The sequence below is a fragment of the Streptomyces brevispora genome (assembly GCF_007829885.1).
GTDB classification, from domain to species: Bacteria; Actinomycetota; Actinomycetes; order Streptomycetales; family Streptomycetaceae; genus Streptomyces; species Streptomyces brevispora.
In genome coordinates this window covers 1,178,232-1,201,326 of record NZ_VIWW01000001.1, presented here as the reverse complement: position 1 = coordinate 1,201,326, position 23,095 = coordinate 1,178,232, and the positions used below count along the sequence as shown (strand labels likewise).

Sequence of the window (23,095 nt, the reverse complement as noted above, 5' to 3'; positions counted from 1 at the left end):
CGTCGTGCGGGGCGCTCACTTGGCCGCTCCGTCCTTCGGGTGGAGCTGGGCCACCAGTTCGCTCAGCACCCGGTCGGTGCGCGGCCCGTAGTTCAGCAGCACCCCGTCGTCGATGGAGAGGATCCGGCGGTCCATGCCCGCCGGGGTCTCGGCGATGCCGGGGATCTTCACCAGGCCGTCGACACCGCCGACGGATTCGAGCCCCTTGGACATCACCAGGATCGCGTCGGGAGCCGCCTTGGCCAGGGCCTCGCTGGTGATGGCGGTGAAGTCCTTCTTCAGCCCGGATGCCTTGCCCGCGTCGACCGCGCCCGCCGCTTCGAGCAGCGAACTCGCGCCGGACTCACGGCCGCCCAGCAGATAGACGGACGCGGAGCCACGCAGATAGAGGAAGGCGACCCGCGGCTTCCTCTCCCCGTCGGCCGGTGCGGGCACGGACGTGCGGACGGCGTCGACGCGGTCCTGGGTGCGCTGCTTGAGCTCGCTGCCGGACTTCGGTACGCCCAGGGCGGCCGCCACCGTGTCGATCCGGCGGCCGACGTCGGCGAGTTCCACGGCCGGTGCGACGACGACGAGCGGAATCCCGGCGTCCCGGATCTGCTCGATGGCCTCGGCCGGGCCGGTCGTGGTGTCCGCGAGGACGACGGTGGGCCTCAGGGACAGGACGCTCTCCGCCGACACGTCATGGGCGCGGGTCACCACGGGGAGTTCGGCGGCCTGCTCGAAGGTGGCGGTGATGTCACGGGCCACGACCTGCTTGCCGAGGCCGAGGGTGAAGACGATCTCGCTCAGGCCGCCGGTCAGCGGCACGATCCGGTCGGCCGACGTGATCGTGGTCCGCTTGCCGTCCGCCGACTCCACGGTGACGGGCAACTTCGTTGCGGGCACGGTGGTCAGCGGCTCGATCCGGTCGGCCTCCGCGGCCGTGGTGGCCCCGGCGCCCGCCGTCCTCGCCCCGGGAGTTCCCGTACCACCGCAGCCGGTCAGCAGCAGAGCCGTCGCCAGGGACATGGCGGCCGTCAGGAGGCCGGTGCGCCCGCGCCTCGGTCGCCCGGTGTCCCGGCCCGGCGGGGCGAAGTCCTGCGAGAAGCGCACTGGGGCACCGTCCTGTCGTTCTGCGGCGTGCAGTTGGAGATGGATTGCGAAGGATGTGACGGAAGGGGGGTGCCGACACAAGATCTATATAGCTTAGGTTAGCCTTACCTGAGTTTCTAGGCCTCGGAGGGGTCCATGTCGCCGTTCAGACCTGCCCGCGCGCTTGCCGTCGCGCTTCTCGCGGTACTGCTGGTAGCCCTGCTCCCGGCCACCGCCGCGCAAGCGGCGAACCGAACGGTGCAGGGCGGCCGGCTGGACTGGGGGATCAAGTCCTCCTTCCAGAGCTATGTCACGGGCCCCATCGCCCACGGCAGTTGGAGCCTGACCGGTGGCGCGGCCACGGTCGGCGGCAGCCAGTTCCGCTTCCACTCCGCCACCGGTTCCTACGACCCGGCGAGCGGCGCCTTCGCGTCCGGCTTCTCGGGCGGTGTCCGCTTCGCCGGCCACAAGAAGTCCGACGGCTCCTACGAGCTCGACCTCACGATCAGCCGTCCCACCGTCCGGATCCAGGGCGGCAGCGGCACCGTGTACGCGGACATGGTCAGCAAGGACCGGGCGACCGGCCGGGTCACCTCCATGGCCCAGGTACCGATGGCCACGCTCGGCCTGTCCGGGATCGACATGAGGGGCGGCAGCACCCCCATCGCCCTCAACAACGTCCCGGCCACGCTGACTTCGCAGGGCGCGAAGTCCTTCGCCGGCTACTACACGGCCGGTACGCCACTGGACCCGGTCAGCCTCTCCGTGGACACCTCCGCCCCGGCCGGGAAACCCGCCGCTTCGAAGTCCCCCGAGAAGTCGGGCAGCAGCGCGAAGCCCAAGGAGGCGGCGGGCCGCTTCGAGGACGCCGCCGTCGACTGGGGCGTGCGCCGCACCTACCGGGAGTACGTCACCGGCTCGATCGGCCAGGGGAAGTGGACCCTGGCCGGGGGCGCCCAGGACGGCGGCGCGCTGTTCCGCTTCCCGAAGGGCCGGGGCACGTACGACCCGAAGAACCAGAGTCTGGCGGCCGCCTTCACAGGCAGCGTCCGCTTCAGCGGGGCGGGCGGCCTGGACCTGAAGCTCTCCCGGTTCGCGGTCCGGCTGAAGGCCGGGGCGGGCACGCTCAGCGCCGACGTCCTGAGCGACGGCGACACGCGCAAGGCCGTGCCGCTCGTCACCTTCACCGCCAAGGACTTCGCACCGAAGGGCGGCCTCGCGGTCCTCACGGAGGCCCCCGCGACACTGACCGCAGACGGGGCCAAGGCCTTCGGCTCCCTCTACAAGGCGGGCACCGCGATGGACCCGGTCTCACTCGCCGTGGCCGTCGACGCGAAGGCGAAGCTGCCCGCGCTCCCCGATCTGGGCAGCGACCCCGCACCCTCGGCGCAGCCGTCGGACACTCCCGTACCGAAGACCGCCACGGCCCCCATGTCCGCCGCGGCGTCCGCGGCGGACGAGGGCTCCCCGGCCGGGCTGTACCTGGCCCTCGGCGGCGTCGGCGTGCTCGCCGCGGCCGCGGTCGGCGTGCTGGTCCTGGTACGCCGTAACCGGTCGACTCCGGCCACCCCCTCCTGACCCGCACTCCTTCCTTCCCCCTCCGCATCACCCCCCGTTGATTCCTGTTCATCCCTGAGGAGACCACCGACCATGGCAGCCACCCGCCGCCCCATAGCTCTCGCCGCAGCCGTCGCCACCGCAGCCACCCTCGGTGCCGCCTTCGCCCTCCCCGCGTTCGCGGCGGGCCAGTCCGCCAAGGACGGTGCCGCCGCGGCCGCCCCGGCCATGGAGCTGAAGGACGGCACGCTGGACTGGGGCTTCAAGGAGTCCTTCCGCAAGTACATCGGCGCCGCGGGCAAGATCACGGTCAAGGACGGCGCCACCCAGGCCGCCGGCAACGGTGTGTTCACCTTTGTCAACGGCAAGGGCACGTACGACATGACCACCCACGGCACCGACACCGCCTTCGACGGCGGCATCAACTTCTCGGCCCACGGAGGCGTCCTCGACATCACGCTGTCGGACGTCAAGCTGTCCACCGCCGGTACGGGCGGTGCGATCACCGCCGACGTGGCGACCCCGCAGGGCACGCAGAACGATGTGGCGGTCGCGGACCTCGACCTGTCGGCCGTGAGGCCCGGTCAGGGCGCGGGCGGGGCGATGGTCTTCAAGGACGTCCCCGCGAAGCTGACGAAGGCGGGCTCCGACGCACTGAACGGCCAGTACCCGGTGGGGGAGGTCCTCGACCCGGCCACGCTCACGGTGAAGGCGGTCGCGGCGCCGACCGAGGAGCCGACCGATCCGGGCGAGCCGACCGACAAGCCGACCGAGAAGCCGACCGACCCGGCCGAGCCCACCGACGAGCCGACCGAGAAGCCCACGGACAAGCCCACCACGCAGCCGACGCCGAAGCCTTCCCCGAGCGTCACGGCCACCGACAAGCCGGCCGCCGACTCGGGCGCCATCGTCGACGGCACCCTGAACTGGGGCGTCAAGGCCTCCTTCCGTACGTACGTCACGGGCCCCATCGCCCACGGCAAGGTCGAGACGACGGGCGGCGCGACCGCTTCCGGCGACGGTTACCGCTTCCCCGACGCCACCGGCCACTTCGACGCCGCCGGACAGACCCTGAACGCCGAGTTCGAAGGCAAGGTCCGCTTCCTGGGCCACCAGGAGGACGGCGCGTACACGCTCGACCTCTCCCTGACCAACCTGAAGATCCAGGCCGACGGGACCAAGGGCAAGCTCATCGCCGACGTGTCCGCCAAGGACCGCGGGACGAAGAAGGTCGCCGCCCACACCGGTCTGGCCGTCGCCGACCTCAAGCTGCCCGCAGGCGGACTCACCGCCAAGGACGGCGTGGTGACCCTCGCGGCCGTTCCGGCGACCCTCACCTCCGGCGGCACCAAGGCCTTCGGCGGGATGTACCAGGTGGGTGAGCAGCTCGACGCGCTGACCGTCTCGGTCGCCCTGGACAAGGACGCCGAACTCCCGTCCGGCGAGAGCTCCACCGGCGGTTCGTCCACCACAGGAGGCACGGGCGGCACGGGCACCACCGGAGGCTCGTCGACCACGGGCGGTTCGGTCACCGGCGGCACCGTGGGCGGCGGCGGCGGTACGGTCGGCGGCTCGGGCGCCCTCGCCGCCACCGGCTCCGACGTCCCGACCGGCGCACTGTTCGCCGCCTCGGGCCTCATCGTGGCGGCCGGCGCCGGAGCGGTCGTCGTGGCCCGCCGTCGCCGCACCGTCTGATCCTGCCGCACCGCGCGACACCGCCGCCCGGGTACCGGCCCTTTCGCAGGGCAGGCACCCGGGCGGTGCTTCAATGCGCAGGTGAGTGACTACGACGTACCCGCCGGCATCGACGGCGGCAGTTCAACCCGTCCGTCGGTAGACCAAGCCCGTCCGGCGATTGAGGACAAAACGAAGCGGCGGGGCGGCCCCGGCCGACAACTCCGGTCACCACCCCACCGCAAGCGCCAAGCGCTACGCACTACGCGCTGAGCGGGAAGGCCTCCCCCAGCTCCCGGAACACCGCGGTGTTCAGCGCGAAGGCCCGCTTGCACTCGTCCACGATCCGCTGCTTCTCCAGGTCGTCCGCGTTCACCGCGTCCAGCAGCTCGCGGTAGCCCCGCTTGAACGAGGCGGGGTTGGAGATCCCCTCGAAGACGTAGAACCGCACCCCGTCGCCCTTGCGCTCGAAGCCCCAGGTCCGCTCCGCCTTGTCGCGGATGATCTGGCCGCCCGACAGGTCGCCCAGGTAGCGGGTGTAGTGGTGCGCTATGTAACCCGCGGGCCAGGTACGGGCGCACTCGGCGACCCGGTCGGCGTACACGGCCGTGGCCGGCAGCGGCTCCAGGCCCTCGCGCCAGTCCGCACCCCGCAGATGCGCCAGATCGCGCTCCAGCTCGGCGGTGCGCATCAGCTCGGGCTGGATGAACGGACCGGCGACCGGGTCGTTGCGCAGTGCCTCGGCACCGTCCTCCATGGCCCGGTACACGAACCACAGCTGCTCGGTGTAGCGCGTGTACGCGTCCACGCCGAGGCGCCCGCCGAGCAGGTCGCTCATGAAGGTCGAGGTCTCCGCCTCGGTGTGCTGCTCGTGCGACGCGGTGCGGATCAGCGTCGAGAAGGATGTGGCGGTGACGGTTGCGTCCAAGGCGGGCCTCCGGGGACCAGGGGGGACGGGAAGTCCAGAAAGAGACGGAAACATCGGCCCACCGCGGCTGTGTTTCGCAGCGCCGGTCGATGTGTCGATCTTCCTACTTAGGTTTACCTAAGTCAACTGCTTCCCGACGCCTTGTCGGTAAAACGTACCCCGTTCCGTGCCCGGTCACACGGGCCCGAAGGGCGGACGTGAAGGAACGGGCGCACGAAAAACGGCCGCCCGAGTGGGCGGCCGTTGTATGCGGAGAGGGGTTCGGTTACGGGAGCGTGAGGATCTCGGCGCCCGTCTCCGTCACCACCAGCGTGTGCTCGAACTGGGCGGTGCGCCTGCGGTCCTTCGTCACCACGGTCCAGCCGTCGTCCCACATGTCGTAGTCGTGGGTCCCGAGCGTCAGCATCGGCTCGATGGTGAACGTCATACCGGGCTTCATCACGGTGGTGGCGTGCTCGCTGTCGTAGTGCGGAATGATCAGGCCGGAGTGGAACGAGGAATTGATCCCGTGCCCGGTGAAGTCCCGCACCACCCCGTACCCGAAGCGCTTCGCGTACGACTCGATGACCCGCCCGATCACATTGACCTGGCGGCCCGGCCGGACCGCCTTGATCGCCCGGTTCAGCGACTCCTCGGTGCGCTCCACGAGCAGCCGCGACTCCTCGTCCACGTCACCGCAGAGGTAGGTGGCGTTGTTGTCGCCGTGCACCCCGTTGATGTACGCCGTCACGTCGAGGTTCACGATGTCGCCGTCGCGCAGCACCGTCGAGTCCGGGATGCCGTGGCAGATCACCTCGTTGAGCGAGGCGCAGAGCGACTTGGGGAAGCCCCGGTAGCCGAGCGTCGACGGATAGGCGCCGTGATCGCACATGAACTCATGGGCGACCCGGTCGAGTTCGTCCGTCGTGACGCCCGGCGCGATGAGCTTCGCGGCCTCACCCATCGCCTGCGCGGCGATCCGCCCCGCGACGCGCATGCGCTCCACGGTGTCGGCGTCCTGGATCTCCGGGCCGGTGTACGGCGTCGGAGCGGGCTTGCCGACATACTCGGGGCGCCGGATGTTTCCGGGCACGGAACGGACGGGAGTGAGCTCCCCTGGTACAAGCAGCGACTGGCCAGACATGTCAGCGAGTCTAACCAGCGTGTCTGGGGCAGCATGGCATCGAGGAAAGGAGCCGACGATGGCCCTGTTCAAGAAGCGCACGGTCGGCAAGCCCGGCGAGTGGTACTACTGCCTGGAGCACAAGAAGGTGGAAGAGGGCCCCGAGTGCCCTGCCAAGGACCGCTTCGGCCCTTACACCTCCCGCGAGGAGGCGCAGCACGCCATGGAGACCGCGCAGGAGCGGAACCTGGAGTGGGAGACCGACCCCAAGTGGCACGACCGTCAGGGGCCGGACGAGAACGCGAGCGGCTGAGGGCGAGGGGGGCCGGGGCCCGCGCCGGGGCTCAGCCCGCGGGCGCCGCCTCCAGGCCCTCCTCGCGCTGTGCGCGCCTGCGCAGCGCGTCCTCGTCCGTCTGCGAGTCGTACGTGAGGAGCTTCGGCAGGGCCGCCGCCAGCAGCGCCACCGAGGCGACGCAGGCCACGCCCCCGCTCCAGACCGCGGAGCGGGTCCCCGTCCAGCCCGCCATGCCGCCGGCCCGCACCTGGCCCAGCTGCGGGCCGACGCTGTACGACAGCACTTCGATGCCCGCCAGCCGGCCCCGCAGCTCCTCCGGGATCGTCTGGTTCCAGATGGTCGAACGGCCCAGCCCGCTGAGCATGTCGCCCGCACCGGCCACCGCCAGGCAGACCAGCACCAGCCACACGTTGCCGAACCAGCCGGCCGCCGCGATGGCCAGCCCCCAGACGGCCGCACCGAACACCACGAACAGCCCGTGCCTGCGCACCCGTGAGGTCCAGCCGCTGGTCAGCCCCAGTACGAGGGAGCCGACCGAGCCCGCCGCGTACATCAGCCCCAGCGACCACTCGGCATCCAGCTCGTCGCTGAGGAACGGGAAGATCGTGTTCGGGAAGGCGAAGAACATCGCCGCCATGTCGATCGCGTACGTCCCCAGCAGCACCGGCCGGCTCCAGGCGTAGCGCGCTCCCTCCGCGATGCCGCGCAGCGAAGGCTTCTTCCCCTTCTCGGTGGGCGGTGCGGGCTCGAGCCCGCGGCACAGCAGGACGGAGACGGCGAACGTGACGAGTGTGATCGAGTACGCCGTGGCGTGCCCGGCATAGGCCACCACCAGGCCCGCCACCGCCGGGCCCATGATCGCGCCGACCTGCCAGCGCAGCGAGTTCAGCGCGGCCGCCGCGGTGAGCTGGTCGTGCGGCACGATCCGGGCCATCAGCGAGTCCAGTGCGGGCCGTTGGAGCCCCGCGAGGGCGGAGACGCCCCCGGCCACCACATAGAGCGGCCACAGCATCGGGTCGGGCAGGGCGGCGTTCACCAGGAGGACGAGCGCGAGCAGCCCGAGCCCCGCCTCGGTGGCCAGGATGACCTTGCGGCGGTCGGCGGAGTCGGCGAGCGCACCGCCGTAGAGGCCGAACACGACCAGCGGTACGAGCTCGACCGCGCCCATCGCGCCGACGGCGAGGGGGGACCCGGTGAGGTCCTTGATCTGGAGGGGCAGCGCGATCAGGGCCATGGAACTGCCGAAGAAGGTGACGAGCCCCTGTACCCAGAGCAGCCGGAAGTCCGCCGAGGACCGCCAGGGCGAGAGGTCGGGAAGCAGCGTGGCCAGCCTGGCGGCGAGCGAGGGACGAGAGGTCACGAGGGGTCATGGTCCGTCGGGAAACGTGCCCGGTGCAACTGCATTTCGCGCCGCGGGGTCGGCCCGGCACGTACTTCGCTCCGCGGGCACGGCCTGACACGTACTTCGTGCCGCGGGGTCGGCCCGACACGTACTTCGTGCCGCGGACACGGTCTGACACGCGCTTCGTGCCGCGGGGTGGGCCTGCGCTTCCTACTGCGGGCACGGCCCGACACGCACAACGCGCCGCAGGGTCGGCCCGACACGCGCTTCGTACCCCGAGCACGGCCTGCGCCGCCCGCCCCCTTCCAGGAGCAGGCCCCCGCTCACCAGCGCGGTGGCGGGGGCGCCGTCAGTTGGTCGGCGAGCCGGGACAGCCGGTCGCGAAAGCGCCGCCGCCCGCGCGGCACGGGCACGCCGTTCTCCCCGGCCGCCGCACTGACCAGGTGCTGGACCGTGTCCAGGTCGACGTCGTCGCCGCCCGCGACGGAGAGCGCCTCATGGGCGAGGCCCCGGACCTCCGGATCGCCGTTGTCCAGCGACAGCACCGTCGCCCCGGCCCGGCGCGCATCGTGCACCCGCTCCAGCAGGCCCTCGCCCGGAGACCGAGGCACCACCAGGAGCAGCGTCTCGCCCCGCCCCGCCGCCTCGATCCGGCCCAGGCCGACGGCCAGGTGCGCCGGGTCGCCGGGCTCCACCCGGTGGCGTACCAGCGTGGGCGTCAGCTCGGGCAGCCCCGACCAGGTGGACTCGTCCACCAGATGCGCCGCCAGATGCCACGGCTCGTACACCTCGGTCCCCACCAGCAGCAGCCCGCCGCGGTGCGGGACGACGGACGAGCGCAGCGTCCCGGCGAACCGCCGGGTGGCGGCCGGCCACTCGGTACCGGCGAGCACCTCACGCAGCAGCGCCACACGTACGGCATCCATGGCCCGGCATCCTGCACCACACGCCGGGTCCCACGTGGGGGAACGGCCGAGGAACCATCCGAACGGGGCCGGGAACGTGATCGGGATCGCGGTCCGGCGACGGGGCGACCCCGCCTCGCCTGGAAGTACTGTCGGGGCCATGACTACGAATGACAGCGGCAGCGCGCCCAAGCCCCCTGCCAAGGACCCCTGGGACCTCCCCGACGTGTCCGGCCTCACCGTCGGCGTACTCGGTGGCACCGGCCCGCAGGGCCGCGGACTCGCCTACCGGTTCGCCCGCGCCGGACAGCAGGTCGTCATCGGCTCCCGCGCGGCCGACCGCGCGCAGGCCGCCGCCGAGGAGATCGGCCACGGCGTCCGCGGCGCGGACAACGCGGAGTGCGCCCGCGACAGCGACATCGTGATCGTCGCCGTGCCGTGGGACGGTCATGCCAAGACCCTGGAGTCGCTGCGCGACGAGCTCGCCGGGAAGCTCGTCATCGACTGCGTCAACCCGCTCGGCTTCGACAAGAAGGGCGCCTACGCCCTGAAGCCCGAGGAGGGCAGCGCCGCCGAACAGGCCGCCGCCCTGCTGCCGGAGTCCCGGGTCACCGCCGCCTTCCACCACCTCTCGGCCGTGCTGCTCCAGGACGAGACGATCGAGGAGATCGACACCGATGTGCTGGTGCTGGGCGAGGCCCGCGCCGACACCGACCTCGTCCAGGCGCTGGCCGGCCGGATCCCCGGAATGCGCGGCATCTTCGCGGGACGACTGCGGGGCGCCCACCAGGTCGAGTCGCTGGTCGCCAACCTGATCTCGGTCAACCGCCGCTACAAGGCACACGCGGGACTGCGCATCACCGACGTGTGAGCCGCACCGCCCCCGGCCGTACCGCGCTCGGAGCGGCCGGGGGCATGGGGGACACTGGACGGGACCGCGCGCCATCCCCCGACAGGAGCCGTCCCCATGCCCCGCCTCGCTCTCTACGCCGTCGTCGTCTGCGTCCTCTCCGTCGCCGCGGCTGTGCTCTCCTTCGTGCAGGGCAGCTGGCTCCTCGGGATCGTCTGGGTGCTCCTGGTCGGGCTCTCGTCCAACATGGCCTGGTACTACCTGCGCCGCAGGCGCACCGCTGCCCAGGCCGCGCAGAGCGCCTCCTAGCCGCGTAAAGGGGCTTCCTGGCCGCGCAAGGGGCTTCCTAGCCGTTCGGCGAGCAACGCGCATCCGGCGTCTGCCAGAACCGGTAGGAGTCGAGACCGCAGTACGTGTCGAAGTCGCTGACGCCGAGCGACCGCAGCAGCGCGTGGACCGCGTCGAAGAACGCCGCGTTCACGCCCGGGACCCACAGCAGGGCGAAGACCGCGATCAGCCCGAACGGGGCGAACGGCTCCACCTGGCGGCGTACCGAGTGCGAGAGCCAGGGCTCGATCACCCCGTAGCCGTCCAGACCCGGCACCGGTACGAAGTTCAGGATCGCCGCCGTCACCTGGAGCAGCGCCAGGAAGCCCAGCGCGTAGCGGAAGGCGGCCGGGACACCGGCCAGCGCGTCCAGCCAGAACGGCGCCGTGCACACGATCGCGAACAGCACATTGGTCAGCGGGCCCGCCGCCGAGATCAGGCTGTGCCGCCAGCGGCCGCGGATCCGGCCGCGCTCGATGAAGACCGCACCACCCGGCAGCCCGATCCCGCCCATGATCAGGAACAGCACCGGCAGCACGATGCTCAGCAGGGCATGCGTGTAGCGCAACGGATTCAGTGTGAGATATCCCTTGGCGCCGATGGAGATGTCGCCGCTGTGCAGCGCGGTTCTGGCGTGGGCGTACTCGTGGAGACAGAGCGACACGACCCAGGCCGCCGTGACGAAGAGGAACGTGGCGAACCCCGGCTGTTCGGCGAAATCCGTCCACACCGCCCAGCCGGACACCGCCGCGACGGCGGCGATCCCGAGGAAGACCGGGCTGATCCGCCGGTCGCTGCGCGCTGTTGCGGTGGTCATCGGCAGGCTCCAGGTGGCTGCGGGAGGAACGGGAGCGGGCGGGCGGCGAGACCCGACCGTACAGGCGACACGGCCAAAACGTCTGGCATCCTGCCCGTGGTTCCGTGAAGGGTGGGGGCATGACAGGCAGTACGGCGGACGGTTCGTCCGCATACGGCCGGGCGGCGGTCCCGCTCCCGGCTCCGGCCACGGAGAATGGGCGCGTGCGCTACAGCATCCTCGGTACCACCCAGGCACTCCGCGACGACGGCACGGCCGTCGCCGTCGGCGGGGCGCGGCTGCGCGCCCTGCTCACCGTTCTCGCGCTGCGGGCCGGCCGGACGGTGCCGGCCGCCGTGCTCGTCGACGAGGTGTGGGACGGGGACCCGCCCGCGGACGCGCCGGGCGCCCTGCAGGCACTCGTGGGACGGCTCCGGCGGGCGCTCGGCCATGCGGCGGTCGCCTCGGCGGAGAACGGCTACCGGCTGGCCACCGAACCGGACACCGTCGACCTGTACCGGTTCGAGCGGCTCGCGGGGGAGGGGGCGCGGGCCCTGGAGGAGGGCGATCCGGCGAAGGCCGTGAGCGTCCTCGACGACGCGCTGGACCTGTGGCGCGGACCGGTGCTCGCCGACCTCCCGGACCGCCACACCGTCGCGGCGCGCTGGACGGCCCGCCGGCTCGACGCCCGCCGCATCCGCATCGCCGCCGCGCTCGCCCTCGGCCGGGCCGAGCGGGTGCTGCCGGAGCTGGCCGAGCTCTGCGGCGAGCACCCCATCGACGAACCCCTCCAGGCGCTCCGGCTGCGCGCCCTGCGCGACGCCGGACGTACGGCTCAGGCGCTGGCCGCGTACGACGAGGTGCGCACCGTGCTCGCCGACCGGCTCGGCACCGACCCGGGCGCCGAACTGAGCGCACTGCACGCCGAGTTGCTCTGCCAGCAGCCGGCGCCGCCCGCCCAACCGGCCCAACCGGCTCAACCGGCCCGTCCGGACCTGGCGGCGGCCCCGGCGGCCCCGACAGCCCCGGCATCACCCGTCGGCCGGCCTGCGAGATCCGGCAGCCCCGCCGCCCCCGTCGCCCCGCCCGGCAACCTACGGGTCAGGCTCACCAGCTTCGTCGGACGGGAGAGCGACATCGACACCCTGCGCGGCGATCTCTCCCGGGCCCGGCTGGTCACACTGCTCGGCCCCGGCGGCGCGGGCAAGACCCGGCTCTCCCAGGAGGCCGCCGAATCCGTCGATCCCGCCGCCTGGCCCGACGGGGTCTGGATGGCCGAGCTCGCGCCGGTCGACGACCCCGAATCCGTGCCGGAGGCCGTCCTCACCGCGCTCGGCGGCCGCGAGACGGTGCTGCGCGGTGCGGGCGCCGAGGAGTTCCGCGCCGTCGAACGGAGCGGGGACGAACCGCTTGCCCGGCTCACCGAGCACTGTTCCGGGCGCCGCATGCTGCTGCTCCTGGACAACTGCGAGCACGTCATCGAGGCCGCCGCCGCCCTCGCCGACCATCTGCTGGCCCGCTGCCCGGATCTCACCGTCCTGGCGACCAGCCGTGAACCCCTCGGCGTACCGGGTGAGTTCGTCCGGCCCGTCGACCCGCTGCCCGGCCCGATGGCGCTGCGCCTGTTCGCCGACCGCGGCGCCGCCGCACTGTCCGGCTTCCGGGTCGACGCGGACGAGCGGACGGCCGCGGCCACCGCCGAGATCTGCCGCCGCCTGGACGGGCTGCCGCTCGCCATCGAACTCGCCGCCGCCCGGCTGCGGATGCTCACCCCGCGCCAGATCGCCGACCGGCTCGACGACCGCTTCCGCCTGCTGACCGGCGGCAGCCGCACCGTACTGCCGCGTCAGCAGACCCTGAGGGCCGTCGTCGACTGGTCCTGGGACCTCCTGGACGCAGGGGAACGCGCCACGCTGCGGCGGCTGTCGGTCTTCTCCGGCGGCTGGACCCTCGCCGCCGCCGAGGCGGTCTGCGCGGACCGGCCGCAGGACGCGCACGATGTCGCCGCGGAGCTCGGCTCACTCGTCGACAAGTCTCTCGTCGTCGCCGCACCCGCAGCGGACGGCGGGATGCGCTACCGCCTCCTGGAGACCGTCGGTGAGTACGCCGCCGAACGGCTCGACGAGGCGGGCGAGCGGGAAGCCGTCGAACGGCGGCACCTGGTGTTCTTCCGGGAGCTCGCCCGTACCGCCGACCCCGAACTCCGCGGACCCGGACAGCTCGCGGCCATCGAACTGCTCCAGCGCGAGTACGAGAATCTGCGCACCGCCCTGCGCCACGCCGTCGCCGCCCGCGACGAGCAGGAGGCCCTGTGCATGGTGATCTCGCTCTCCTGGTACTGGCAGATACGCGATCTGCGCGCGGATGCCCTGCAGTGGGCCGAGGCAGCGGCCACCCTCGGCCCCGATCCGTTCGCCCCGTCCGCCGGCCCCGCGCCCTCCCTCCACGAACGCTGCACCGACGCGCCCCCTCCGATGCGCCCCGAGCTGCTCCAGGAGGCGCGGCGCCAGGTCGCGCTCATCCAGCTGGTCAGCATGGACCACGTGATGGAGGAGTGGATGAGCGAGGCCAGCATGGCGCGCCTGCGGGTCATCTCCACCACCTACCGGGCCGGCCAGCCGCAGACCTGCCGCTCCCCGGCGTCACTCTGGTTCTTCGCGATCCTGATCACCGGGGACATCGGCGATCTGCGCGAGCTGCTGGACGAAACGGTCCTGGCCACACGGGGGTTCGGCTACGAGTGGGAGCTGGCCGCCGCGCTCCAGATGCGCGCCAACGTGCTGGCCAACCGGCCCGACTGGTCGGGCGAGGCCGGTGCGGACGCCGACGAGAGCCTGGCGATCTTCAGCCGCCTCGGCGACGACTGGGGCGCGGCCGAGGCGCTCTCCTCGCGCGGCGAGGCCAACGAGAAGAAGGGCGAGTACGTCCGGGCGGCCGAGGACTACCTGGCCGCGGTCGGCTACGCGGAGAAGATCGGCGCCCGCGCCCAGGTGTCGGTGCTCCGCACCCGCTACGCCTCCGTGCTGACCGAGCTCGACCGCGGCGCGGAGGGCGAGGCGATCCTGCGGGAGGTGCTCGACGAGGCGCGGCATCCGGCCCACGGGGCGCGGTCTTTCGCCCGGCTCTTCCTTGCCATGTGGCTGGGCCGGTCCGACCGTACCGCCGAGGCCCGCGAACACTTCGGTGTCCTGCGCGACGAGTTCGGCGCGGAGAACCTGGGGATCTTCGACGGATTCGTGCTGGGCGGTCTGGCCTGGCTGGACAACGTGGACGGGCTCCACGCGGACGCCCTGCCCAGGAGCCGGGAGGCGCTGGCGCGGTCCGGCGACCGGTTGTCGCAGATGATGGCGCCGCAGATGTCCGTGATCCAGCTGGTCAGTGTCGCGCGGGCGCTGGGCGGGCTCGGCGGGGAGCGCCGGGCCGCCTTGGCGGCGCGGCTGCTGGGAGCCTGCCGGGAGCTGCTGCCGAGCGGTCATGTGCCGACGTCGATGGAGCAGGAGAACTACGCGGCGGCCGAGGAGCTGGCTCGGGCCGCTCTCGGGGACGCCGCCTTCGAGGCCGCATACGCCGAGGGCGGCGGCCTCTCCCTGGAGGAGGCCGCCGCCCTCGTCGACGCGTACCGGGACTGAACCCCGTCCGTCAGGACTTCTTGCGGAACTTGGACACCGCGAGCGGGGCCATCACCGCGGTGATGACCACGGTCCAGCCGAGCGTCAGCCAGACCGAGTGTCCGACCGGGCCGCCCATCATCAGAGCGCGCGCCGAGTCGGCCAGGTTGGACAGCGGGTTGTAGTCGGTGAACGTCTGGAGCCAGCCGGGCATCGTCTGCGGCGGGGCGAAGATCGAGGAGCCGAACTGGAGCGGCATCATCACGATCATCCCCATTCCCTGGACGGCCTGGGCCGTCTTCATGCTCAGTCCGAGCAGGATGAAGATCCACATGATGGCGGCGCCGAACGCGGCCGCCAGCGCGATCGCCCCTATCAGTCCCAGCACCGACCCGTGGAGCTGCATGCCGAGCGCGAAGCCCATGCCCAGCAGGATCAGCGTGGCGACCATCATCCGGCCGAGCTCGACCACGATCTTGGCGATGAGCACCGAGGAACGGGCGATCGGCATGGTGCGGAACCGGTCCATGACCCCCTTGCGGAAGTCGTCGTTGACACCGCTGCCGACGGCCATGGCGATGTTCATGCCCATCATCGCCATCAGACCGGGGATCAGGTAGTTCAGGTACTCCTGCCGGCCGCCGCCCATGCTGCTGCCGACGGAGCCGCCGAAGACGTACACGAACAGCAGCACGAAGATCACCGGCATCAGGAGCGCGTCGAACATCGACTCCGGATCCTTCTTGATCTGGAGCAGATTGCGCCGTACCAGCGCTCCGATGTGCCGCAGGTTGTTCCGCAGCCCGATCCGGCCCTCGTCGTGGACCTCGGTGACCGGGGACACCACCTTCGCGTCGGCGGGGGTGGGCGTCAGAGTCGTCGTGCTCATGCCGCGACCTCCTGGGGAATCGTTTCGGTGGCGGTGGTCTTGCCGCCTGTGATGGCGAGGAACACCTCGTCCAGGCTGGGCAGCGCGGTGGCGACGTGCGCCAGCGAGAAGCCCCGGGTGCCGAGCAGACCGATGACGGCGGTGAGCTGCTCGTCGCTGAGGATCGGTACGTACAGCAGTCCCTCGTCCGGGACCGCCTGCGCGCCCGCGACCCCGTCGAGACCGGTCTCGCGCAGCGCCCGGGCCATCGCGGCCAGCTCGGACGGGTCGGAGGGCCGGATCTGCAGGGTGCGGCCGCCGACCTTGGCCTTCAGCTCGTCGACACCGCCGCGGGCGATGATCCTGCCGTGGTCGATGACGGTGAGCTCGCTGGCGAGCTGTTCGGCCTCTTCCATGTACTGGGTGGTGAGCAGCACGGTCGCCCCCTCCGCGACCATCCGCTGCACCTCGTCCCAGACCTCGTTACGGGTACGGGGGTCGAGTCCCGTCGTCGGCTCGTCCAGATAGAGCACGGACGGGCTGCCGATCATGGACGCGGCCAGGTCCAGCCGGCGCCGCATACCGCCGGAGTAGTCCATCGCGGCCTTCTTCGCCGCGTCGGTGAGCGAGAAGCGCTCGAGCAGGTCGTCGGCGCGGGACCGCGCCTTCTTGCGCGGCAGGTCGAGCAGCCGCCCGATCATGTAGAGGTTCTCCCAGCCGGAGAGCTTCTCGTCGACCGAGGCGTACTGCCCGGTCAGACCGATGGTGCGGCGCAGCTGGCGGGGCTGCCGCACCACGTCGTAGCCCGCCACGACGGCGTGTCCGGCGTCGGGCAGGATCAGGGTGGACAGGCAGCGTACGAGAGTGGTCTTGCCGGCGCCGTTGGGGCCGAGCACGCCGAGGACGGTGCCCTCGCGCACATCGAGGTCCACGCCGTCCAGAGCCTTGGTCGAGCCGTAGTGCTTGACCAGTCCCCGTACCTCGACGGCGTTCCCGCCGGTCCTGGGGTTCTTGTCGATTCGCGTCATGTCCCCCATCAGACCAGCCGCCACCGACAGCCCACCGACAGTGGGCCGACAGCCCGCCGATGGGGGAAGTCGGCGGGCTGTCGGTGGTGCCGGCAGTGGTCGTCCGGCCGGTGGGACCGGTCAGTGGAAGGTGTGCTCCGGCGCCGGGAAGGTGCCGCCGACGACCTCGTCCGCGTACGCCTTCGCGGCGTCGCCGAGGATCTGCCGCAGGTCGGCGTACTGCTTGGTGAAGCGCGGCACCTTGCCGCCGGTCAGCCCGACCATGTCGGTGTAGACCAGCACCTGGGCGTCGGTGTCCGGACCGGCGCCGATGCCGACGGTCGGGATGTGCAGGGTGCGGGTGACCTCGGCGGCCAGCTCGGCCGGTACGAGTTCCAGGACGACGGCGAACGCGCCCGCGTCCTGCACGGCCTTGGCGTCGCGCAGCATCTGCTGGGCGGCCTCCTCGCCGCGGCCCTGCACCCGGTAGCCCATCGCGTTGACGGACTGCGGGGTCAGCCCGATGTGGGCCATGACCGGGATGCCGGCGTCGACCAGCAGCTTGATCTGCTCGTGGCTGCGCTCGCCGCCCTCCAGCTTGACCGCGCCGACCCCGGACTCCTTGATCAGCCGGGTGGCGTTGCGCAGGGCCTGGACCGGGCCCTCCTGGTAGGCGCCGAAGGGCAGGTCGGCGACGACGAGGGCGCGCCTGGTGCCCCGTACGACGGCGGCGGAGAGGATGGCGATCTCGTCCATCGTGACGGGCACGGTGGTCTCGTAGCCGAGGTGACAGTTGCCCATCGAGTCGCCGACGAGCATGACCGGGATGCCGGCCTCGTCGAAGACGGACGCGGTCATCGCGTCGTAGGCGGTGAGCATGGGCCACTTCTCGCCGCGCTCGGTGGCGGCGGCGATGTCGTGGATGGTGACGCGGCGGTTGCTCTTGCCTCCGTACAGCGCCTTGCTGCTGTCGGTGGGGGCTCCCGCGGGGGGTGTGGCGGACTGGTTCTGCGCAGCCTGAAGCGACATTGCCAACGGCTCCTTCATCATCTCGAGGCACCCTGACGGCGTCCCCGGATCCCCTCCATGGTGGCATCCCCGAGCCGGTCACGGGAAGTGGGCCCGCACATGTCGCCCGGACGGCGGCAGCGTGGCGGCAGGTTCCCGCCGGTAAAGACTTTCCAATACGAGACGGTCCCGTATCGAAACGACGTTAGGCTCTCGCCCATGTCCATACCGTCCGGCGCTCCCGCCGTGCCCCAGGTCCCGGAGGCGGTCCACCGCCGCCGCTGGGCGATCCTCGTCGTCCTGATGTTCAGCCTGCTCATCGTGGTGCTCGACAACTCGATCCTGAACGTCGCGGTCAAGACGATCGCCTCCCCCGCCCCCACCGGACTGGGAGCCACCCAGAGCGAGCTGGAGTGGTCGATCAACTCCTACACCCTCGTCTTCGCCGGACTGCTCTTCACCGCGGGCCTGCTCGGCGACCGCATCGGGCGCAAGAAGGTGCTGCTCCTCGGCATCGTGCTCTTCGGCATCGGCTCGGCCTTCGCCGCCATGTCCGGCTCGCCCGGCGAACTCATCGCCTGGCGCGCCGTGATGGGCTTCGGCGCCGCCTTCGTGATGCCGGCCACCCTCGCCGTCCTGATGAACGTGTTCGAGCGCGACGAGCAGCCCAAGGCCATCGGCATCTGGGCCGGCAGCGTCGGCCTCGGCATCGCGATCGGCCCGATCACCGGCGGGCTGCTCCTCGAACACTTCTGGTGGGGCTCGATCTTCCTGGTCAATGTGCCCGTCGTGGTCATCGCGCTGATCGCGATGCTGGTGCTCGTACCGGACTCCAGGGACCCGAAGCCGGGCCGTCTCGACCCGATCGGTGTGGTGCTCTCCATCATCGGCCTGGTGCTGCTGGTGTACGGCATCATCCGCGGCGGCGAACTGGCCGACTTCACCGACGTCTCCGTGCTCGCGCCGGTCATCGGCGGCCTGGTCGTCCTGGTGGTGTTCGTCCTCCACGAGAAGCGCAGCAGCAGCCCGGCCATCGACGTCACGTACTTCAGGAAGCCGGCCTTCTCCGCCGCCGTCGCCGCCATCGCGCTGGTCTTCTTCGCGTTGATGGGCGTGACGTTCTTCTCCGCCTTCTACATGCAGAGCGTGCGGGGCTGGAGCGCCCTGCAGTCGGGGCTGCTGATCCTGCCGCTGGCCATCGCCCAGCTGGTCTTCGCGCCCAGGGCCCGGCTCGTGGTCGCCCGGTTCGGCGTCCGTGCCGTGTGCACCGCCGGCATGCTGATGGTCGCCGTCGGACTGGCGGCGTTCGCGCTGTTCGACGCCGACACCCCCGTCTGGCTGATGTGTCTGATCTTCTTCGTGCAGGGCACGGGCATGGCCCATGTGATGCCGCCGGTCACCGTCGCCGTGATGCAGGCGCTGCCGCGCGAGAAGGCCGGCTCCGGCTCGGCCGTCAACAACACGTTCCGGCAGGTCGGCGGGGCGCTCGGGATCGCGGTACTCGGATCGGTGCTGTCCGCCGTCTACCGCGGCGACATCGAGGGGCATCTCGGCGCGGTCCCGGCCGCTGCCAGGGACGTGGCGGCGGAGTCGATCGAGGCGACGCTCGGCGTCGCGGAGAAGATGGGACCGGCGGGCACCCCGCTGGTCGCCGCCGCGTACGACGCCTTCCTGAACGCCATGCACGTCACGGCCATCAGCTCGGCCTTCGTCGCCCTGCTCGGAGCGATCGTGGTCGCGCTGTTCCTGCCGGGCAGGCCGCCCGCCCAGCAGACGGCCTCACCGGACGGCACACAGGGCGACACGCAGGACGAGTCGACGGTGCCCGCGAGCGCGGCACAGTGACACCCGTGGCCCGGCACGGCTGATGGCCCGATCAGGCTGTTGGCGGCCGGGCTGCCGGGCCTCGTCCGCTTCGGCGAGAATCGGGGGGGCGAAAGGTGGTTTCACGTGCAGGCTCAGGCATCGGACCGGGACGAGCATGATCAGCGCGAGCACGAGCGCGACCGCGGCCCCGGCGACGACCAGGAGCCCCGCCGCGGCCGTCCACGCAGTGCGGCGGCCGAGCGGGCCATCCTGGACGCCGTCGTCGAGCTGCTGGAGGCCGGCGAACCCCTCGCCGGCCTGTCCATCGAGCGGATCGCCCGTACCGCCGGCGTCGGCAAGGCCACCATCTACCGGCGCTGGACCGACAAGGAGGCACTCTTCGTCGACGTCCTGAGGGACATCGAGCCCCCGGAACCCGATGTCTCCGGCACCGGCGGGCTCGGCGATCTGCGCGTCCTGCTGGAGTCGATGCGCAGGCGCGGCCTGGCCCAGCGTTCCTCGGTGCTGCTGCACAACGTCTTCGCCCAGATGAAGAGTCATCCCCGGCTCTGGTCCGAGTACCAGTGCACCGTGATAGCACCGCGCCGGGTCGCCATGCTCGCCGCCGTCCGGCGAGCCGTCGAAGCCGGTGAACTGCGGGACGACACGGATGTGGAGCTGATGGACGACCTGTTCCTCGGCCCCATGCTCGTACGCACCGTTCACCGGCCGGACGCGCCACTGCCCGAGGATCTCGCCGACCGCATCATCCGGCTGCTGGTCGAGGGCATCGGACCGCGGCAGCCGGGCACCGGACCCGGCGCCCCGGCCCGGGGCTGACGCGCCCGGACCGGCGTAAGTGTGATCGTTCTGTCACAAGCCCCCGCAGACCGCCCCCGGCCGGAACCCACCGCACCCGTTGTTCGTCCTCGTGGCAGTACAGCCGTCGTCGACGGCGGGAAACGCGTCGCTCATCGCCTAGGGTCGTTGGCGCGGCGATGTGCACGGCAAGGCAGTGAGGACAGCGCGATGGTGCAGGCGTACAGGGCGGACACCGGGAACGGCGGCGTGGGACCACAGCCCTCCGGATCCCGTTTCCGGAACCTGCGCGACAGACTGACCCGGGACACGGGCATCTGGCGGCGCGGGATCGTCCTGGCCTGCTGCTCGGTCCTGCTGACCCTCGTGATGGTCCTCCACGCCCACATCCCGAACACCATCGGCAACCTGGGCAGCCTCAGCGAGACGTTCCTGCCGTGGATCGCCGTCTTCGTACCGGTGCTGCTCGTGCTGGGCCTGGTGCGGCGCTCCGCGACCGCCCTGATCGCCCTGCTGCTGCCGATCGTGGTCTGGTTCAACGTGTTCGGCGGCCTGCTCACCGACAAGTCGGGCACGGGCGGCGATCTCACCGTCGCCACCCACAACGTCAACGCGGACAACGCCGACCCCGCCGGCACCGCCCAGCAGGTCGCGGGCTCCGGTGCCGACGTCATCGCCCTCCAGGAACTGCCCACCGGAAAGGTGAAGACGTACGAATCGGCGCTCGCCGGCCGCTTCCCCTACCACTCGGTGCAGGGGACCGTCGGCCTGTGGAGCAAGTACCCGATCAGCGACACCCGCCCGGTGGACATCAAGATGGGATGGGTCCGGGCCATGCGGACCACCGTCACCACCCCCAAGGGCGAGGTCGGCTTCGTCGTCGCGCACCTGCCCTCGGTGCGGGTCAAGCTGCACGCCGGATTCACCGCGAGCCAGCGCGACGAGAGCGCGGACGCGCTCGGTGAGGCCATCGCGGACGAACGGCTCGACCGCGTCGTCCTGCTCGGCGACCTCAACGGCACCATGAACGACCGCTCGCTGAACGCGGTCACCTCCCAGATGCGCTCCACCCAGGGCGCCGCCGGTGACGGCTTCGGATTCAGCTGGCCCGCGTCGTTCCCGATGGCCCGGATCGACCAGATCATGGTGAGGGGCATCGACCCGGTGTCGTCCTGGACGCTCCCCGCGACGAACAGCGACCACCTTCCGATCGCCGCCCGCGTCAAGCTCTGACGGCACGGTCCGGTTGCCTCCCGGTATCTCGGACGCGTGACGCGAACCCGGCCGGACACCACAAGCCCGTCCGGCGGTTGAGGACGACTCCCCAGCCGGACGGGCCCGCTGCCGCACTTACCGCCCAGGCGTCAGCCGGACTCGCGCCACCGGTTGGTGATCGGCAGCCGCCGGTCCTTGCCGAAGCCCTTGGGCGAGATCTTCGTCCCCGGCGGGTACTGCCGCCGCTTGTACTCCGCGGTGTCCACCATCCGCAGCGTCTTCGCCACCAGCGCCTGGTCGAACCCGGCCGCGACGATCGCGTCGAGACCCTGGTCCCGGTCCACGTACATCTCCAGGATCCGGTCCAGCACGTCGTAGTCCGGCAGCGAGTCCGTGTCGACCTGTCCGGGACGCAGCTCCGCGCTGGGCGGCTTGGTGATGGAGGCCTCCGGGATCGGCGGGATCTGCCCGCGCTCCTCGGCGGCCCGGTTGCGCCACTTCGCCAGCCGGAAGATCGACGTCTTGTAGACGTCCTTGATCGGCCCGTACGCACCGACGGAGTCGCCGTACAGCGTCGAGTAGCCGACCGCCAGCTCCGACTTGTTGCCCGGCGCCAGGACGATCTGGCCCTCCTGGTTGGAGACGGCCATCAGCACCGTGCCGCGCAGCCGCGACTGGAGGTTCTCCTCGGCGAGACCGGTGAGCCCCAGCGACCCCATGTACGCGTCGAACATCGGCTCGATCGGTACGGTGCGGAAGTTGAGCCCGGTGCGCCGGGCCAGCTCGGCCGCGTCGCCCTTGGAGTGGTCCGAGGAGTACTTCGACGGCATCGAGATGCCGTACACGTTCTGCGCCCCCAGCGCGTCGCAGGCGATCGCCGCGACCAGCGCCGAGTCGATCCCGCCGGAGAGCCCGATGAGCACGCTGCCGAAGCCGTTCTTCGCGGCGTACGCCCGCAGGCCCACGACGAGCGCGGAGTACAGCTCCTCGTCGTCGTCGAGCCGGTCCGCGTACCCCCCGGCCAGCTCCGCCTCGTACGCCGGCAGCGGCTTCTCGGAGAGGACCACGTGGTCGATCCGCAGCCCGTCGTTCACCACACCCGACGGTGCGTCGGCCGCGGCGGCCGGCAGGTCGAGGTCGATGATCACGCTGCCCTCGGCGAACTGCGGGGCCCGGGCGATCACCTCGCCGTGCTTGTCGACGACGATCGAGTCACCGTCGAAGACCAGCTCGTCCTGACCGCCGATCATCGCCAGATAGGCCGTCGTGCAGTCGGCCTCCTCGGCCCGCTTGCGGACCAGTTCCAGCCGGGTGTCGTCCTTGTCCCGCTCGTAGGGCGAGGCGTTGATGGACAGCAGCAGCCCGGCCCCGGCGGCCCGTGCGGCCGGAACCCGGCCGCCGTCCTGCCAGAGGTCCTCACAGATCGCGAGCGCGACATCGATCCCGTGCACCCGCACGACGGGCATCGAGTCGCCCGGCACGAAGTACCGGAACTCGTCGAAGACGCCGTAGTTGGGCAGATGGTGCTTGGCGAAGTTCAGCGCGACCCCGCCACGGTGCAGCACCGCGGCGGCGTTGCGCGGGGACCCGGCGGGCTGGCCGTAGCGCGGCGCCGGGAACTCGGAGCGGTCGAGGTATCCGACGACGACCGGCAGCTCACCGAAGCCCTCCGCGTCGAGACGGGCGGCGAGCGCACGCAGCGCGTCCCGCGACGCCTCGACGAAGGACGACCGCAGGGCCAGGTCCTCGACGGGGTAACCGGTCAGCACCATTTCGGGGAACGCCACCAGGTGGGCGCCCTGCTCGGCGGAGTGCCGGGTCCAGTGGACGATCGCCTCCGCGTTGCCGGCGAGGTCACCGACGGTCGAGTCGATCTGATTCAGTGCGAGGCGTAGTTGAGGCACGCCGCCCAGT

At 71.5% G+C, this 23,095-nt stretch carries 19 protein-coding genes; 9 read left to right on the top strand and 10 right to left on the bottom strand.

Going from position 1 to position 23,095, the window contains the following annotated elements; translation table 11 throughout:
• Positions 1-15: 15 nt before the first annotated feature.
• Positions 16-1,095: a heme/hemin ABC transporter substrate-binding protein gene (locus FHX80_RS05590; RefSeq protein WP_145763180.1), complete on the bottom strand. Its 1,080-nt coding sequence runs from the start codon at positions 1,093-1,095 to the stop codon at positions 16-18.
• Positions 1,096-1,230: 135 nt separating this feature from the next.
• On the opposite strand from FHX80_RS05590, the gene FHX80_RS05585 reads away from it, so the two are divergent.
• Together FHX80_RS05585 and FHX80_RS05580 are read left to right on the top strand one after the other, a co-directional pair.
• Positions 1,231-2,652, top strand: coding sequence for an HtaA domain-containing protein (locus FHX80_RS05585; protein ID WP_145763179.1), 1,422 nt, complete (start codon positions 1,231-1,233; stop codon positions 2,650-2,652).
• Positions 2,653-2,724: 72 nt separating this feature from the next.
• Positions 2,725-4,326 carry an HtaA domain-containing protein gene (locus FHX80_RS05580; RefSeq protein ID WP_145763178.1) on the top strand — a complete coding sequence of 534 codons (1,602 nt, stop codon included), beginning with the start codon at positions 2,725-2,727 and terminating at the stop codon, positions 4,324-4,326.
• A 241-nt stretch (positions 4,327-4,567) separates the two neighbouring features.
• Here the strand turns inward: FHX80_RS05580 and FHX80_RS05575 are convergent, their stop codons facing one another.
• Positions 4,568-5,233 (bottom strand): biliverdin-producing heme oxygenase, encoded by a 666-nt coding sequence (locus FHX80_RS05575; RefSeq protein WP_145763177.1) that lies wholly within the window; start codon positions 5,231-5,233, stop codon positions 4,568-4,570.
• A gap of 265 nt (positions 5,234-5,498) precedes the next feature.
• Entirely contained in the window at positions 5,499-6,356 is an 858-nt protein-coding gene (gene map / locus FHX80_RS05570) for a type I methionyl aminopeptidase (protein ID WP_145763176.1), read from the bottom strand.
• 58 nt (positions 6,357-6,414) lie between these two features.
• Here map and FHX80_RS05565 point away from each other — a divergent pair, with 58 nt between their 5' ends.
• Positions 6,415-6,648, top strand: coding sequence for a hypothetical protein (locus FHX80_RS05565; RefSeq protein WP_145763175.1), 234 nt, complete (start codon positions 6,415-6,417; stop codon positions 6,646-6,648).
• A 31-nt stretch (positions 6,649-6,679) separates the two neighbouring features.
• Here the strand turns inward: FHX80_RS05565 and FHX80_RS05560 are convergent, their stop codons facing one another.
• The gene (locus FHX80_RS05560; protein ID WP_145763174.1) at positions 6,680-7,990 is read right to left on the bottom strand and encodes an MFS transporter; all 1,311 of its coding nucleotides are present in this window, start codon (positions 7,988-7,990) and stop codon (positions 6,680-6,682) included.
• 305 nt (positions 7,991-8,295) lie between these two features.
• Complete coding sequence (locus tag FHX80_RS05555) at positions 8,296-8,898, bottom strand: hypothetical protein (RefSeq protein ID WP_145763173.1); 603 nt, start codon at positions 8,896-8,898, stop codon at positions 8,296-8,298.
• 139 nt (positions 8,899-9,037) lie between these two features.
• Here FHX80_RS05555 and npdG point away from each other — a divergent pair, with 139 nt between their 5' ends.
• Together npdG and FHX80_RS05545 are read left to right on the top strand one after the other, a co-directional pair.
• The gene (npdG, locus tag FHX80_RS05550) at positions 9,038-9,748 is read left to right on the top strand and encodes an NADPH-dependent F420 reductase (protein ID WP_145763172.1); all 711 of its coding nucleotides are present in this window, start codon (positions 9,038-9,040) and stop codon (positions 9,746-9,748) included.
• Between the two features lie 96 nt (positions 9,749-9,844).
• Positions 9,845-10,036 (top strand): hypothetical protein, encoded by a 192-nt coding sequence (locus FHX80_RS05545; RefSeq protein WP_145763171.1) that lies wholly within the window; start codon positions 9,845-9,847, stop codon positions 10,034-10,036.
• 37 nt (positions 10,037-10,073) lie between these two features.
• Here FHX80_RS05545 and FHX80_RS05540 read toward each other — a convergent pair whose 3' ends face one another.
• A complete protein-coding gene (locus FHX80_RS05540; protein ID WP_145763170.1) occupies positions 10,074-10,871 on the bottom strand; it encodes a site-2 protease family protein in 798 nt (265 codons plus the stop codon).
• Between the two features lie 203 nt (positions 10,872-11,074).
• Between FHX80_RS05540 and FHX80_RS05535 the strand changes: the two genes are divergently transcribed.
• Positions 11,075-14,479, top strand: a complete 3,405-nt coding sequence (locus FHX80_RS05535) for an AfsR/SARP family transcriptional regulator (protein WP_145767091.1) — start codon at positions 11,075-11,077, stop codon at positions 14,477-14,479.
• 10 nt (positions 14,480-14,489) lie between these two features.
• On the opposite strand, the gene FHX80_RS05530 is transcribed toward FHX80_RS05535, so the two are convergent.
• The 3 genes from FHX80_RS05530 to panB form a co-directional block, all read right to left on the bottom strand.
• Positions 14,490-15,347 carry an ABC transporter permease gene (locus FHX80_RS05530; RefSeq protein WP_145763169.1) on the bottom strand — a complete coding sequence of 286 codons (858 nt, stop codon included), beginning with the start codon at positions 15,345-15,347 and terminating at the stop codon, positions 14,490-14,492.
• On the bottom strand, positions 15,344-16,363 hold the full coding sequence (locus tag FHX80_RS05525; RefSeq protein ID WP_145763168.1) for an ATP-binding cassette domain-containing protein: 1,020 nt from the start codon (positions 16,361-16,363) through the stop codon (positions 15,344-15,346). The genes FHX80_RS05530 and FHX80_RS05525 overlap by 4 nt, the downstream gene beginning before the upstream one ends.
• A gap of 111 nt (positions 16,364-16,474) precedes the next feature.
• Positions 16,475-17,362 carry a 3-methyl-2-oxobutanoate hydroxymethyltransferase gene (gene panB / locus FHX80_RS05520; RefSeq protein WP_145763167.1) on the bottom strand — a complete coding sequence of 296 codons (888 nt, stop codon included), beginning with the start codon at positions 17,360-17,362 and terminating at the stop codon, positions 16,475-16,477.
• Between the two features lie 198 nt (positions 17,363-17,560).
• Between panB and FHX80_RS05515 the strand changes: the two genes are divergently transcribed.
• The 3 genes from FHX80_RS05515 to FHX80_RS05505 all read left to right on the top strand — a co-directional run bounded on the left by FHX80_RS05515 (position 17,561) and on the right by FHX80_RS05505 (position 21,199).
• The gene (locus FHX80_RS05515) at positions 17,561-19,186 is read left to right on the top strand and encodes an MFS transporter (RefSeq protein ID WP_145763166.1); all 1,626 of its coding nucleotides are present in this window, start codon (positions 17,561-17,563) and stop codon (positions 19,184-19,186) included.
• A gap of 105 nt (positions 19,187-19,291) precedes the next feature.
• The gene (locus FHX80_RS05510; protein WP_145763165.1) at positions 19,292-19,987 is read left to right on the top strand and encodes a TetR/AcrR family transcriptional regulator; all 696 of its coding nucleotides are present in this window, start codon (positions 19,292-19,294) and stop codon (positions 19,985-19,987) included.
• A gap of 189 nt (positions 19,988-20,176) precedes the next feature.
• Positions 20,177-21,199, top strand: a complete 1,023-nt coding sequence (locus FHX80_RS05505) for an endonuclease/exonuclease/phosphatase family protein (RefSeq protein WP_145763164.1) — start codon at positions 20,177-20,179, stop codon at positions 21,197-21,199.
• Between the two features lie 131 nt (positions 21,200-21,330).
• Here the strand turns inward: FHX80_RS05505 and FHX80_RS05500 are convergent, their stop codons facing one another.
• Complete coding sequence (locus FHX80_RS05500; protein ID WP_145763163.1) at positions 21,331-23,085, bottom strand: NAD+ synthase; 1,755 nt, start codon at positions 23,083-23,085, stop codon at positions 21,331-21,333.
• Positions 23,086-23,095: the final 10 nt, after the last annotated feature.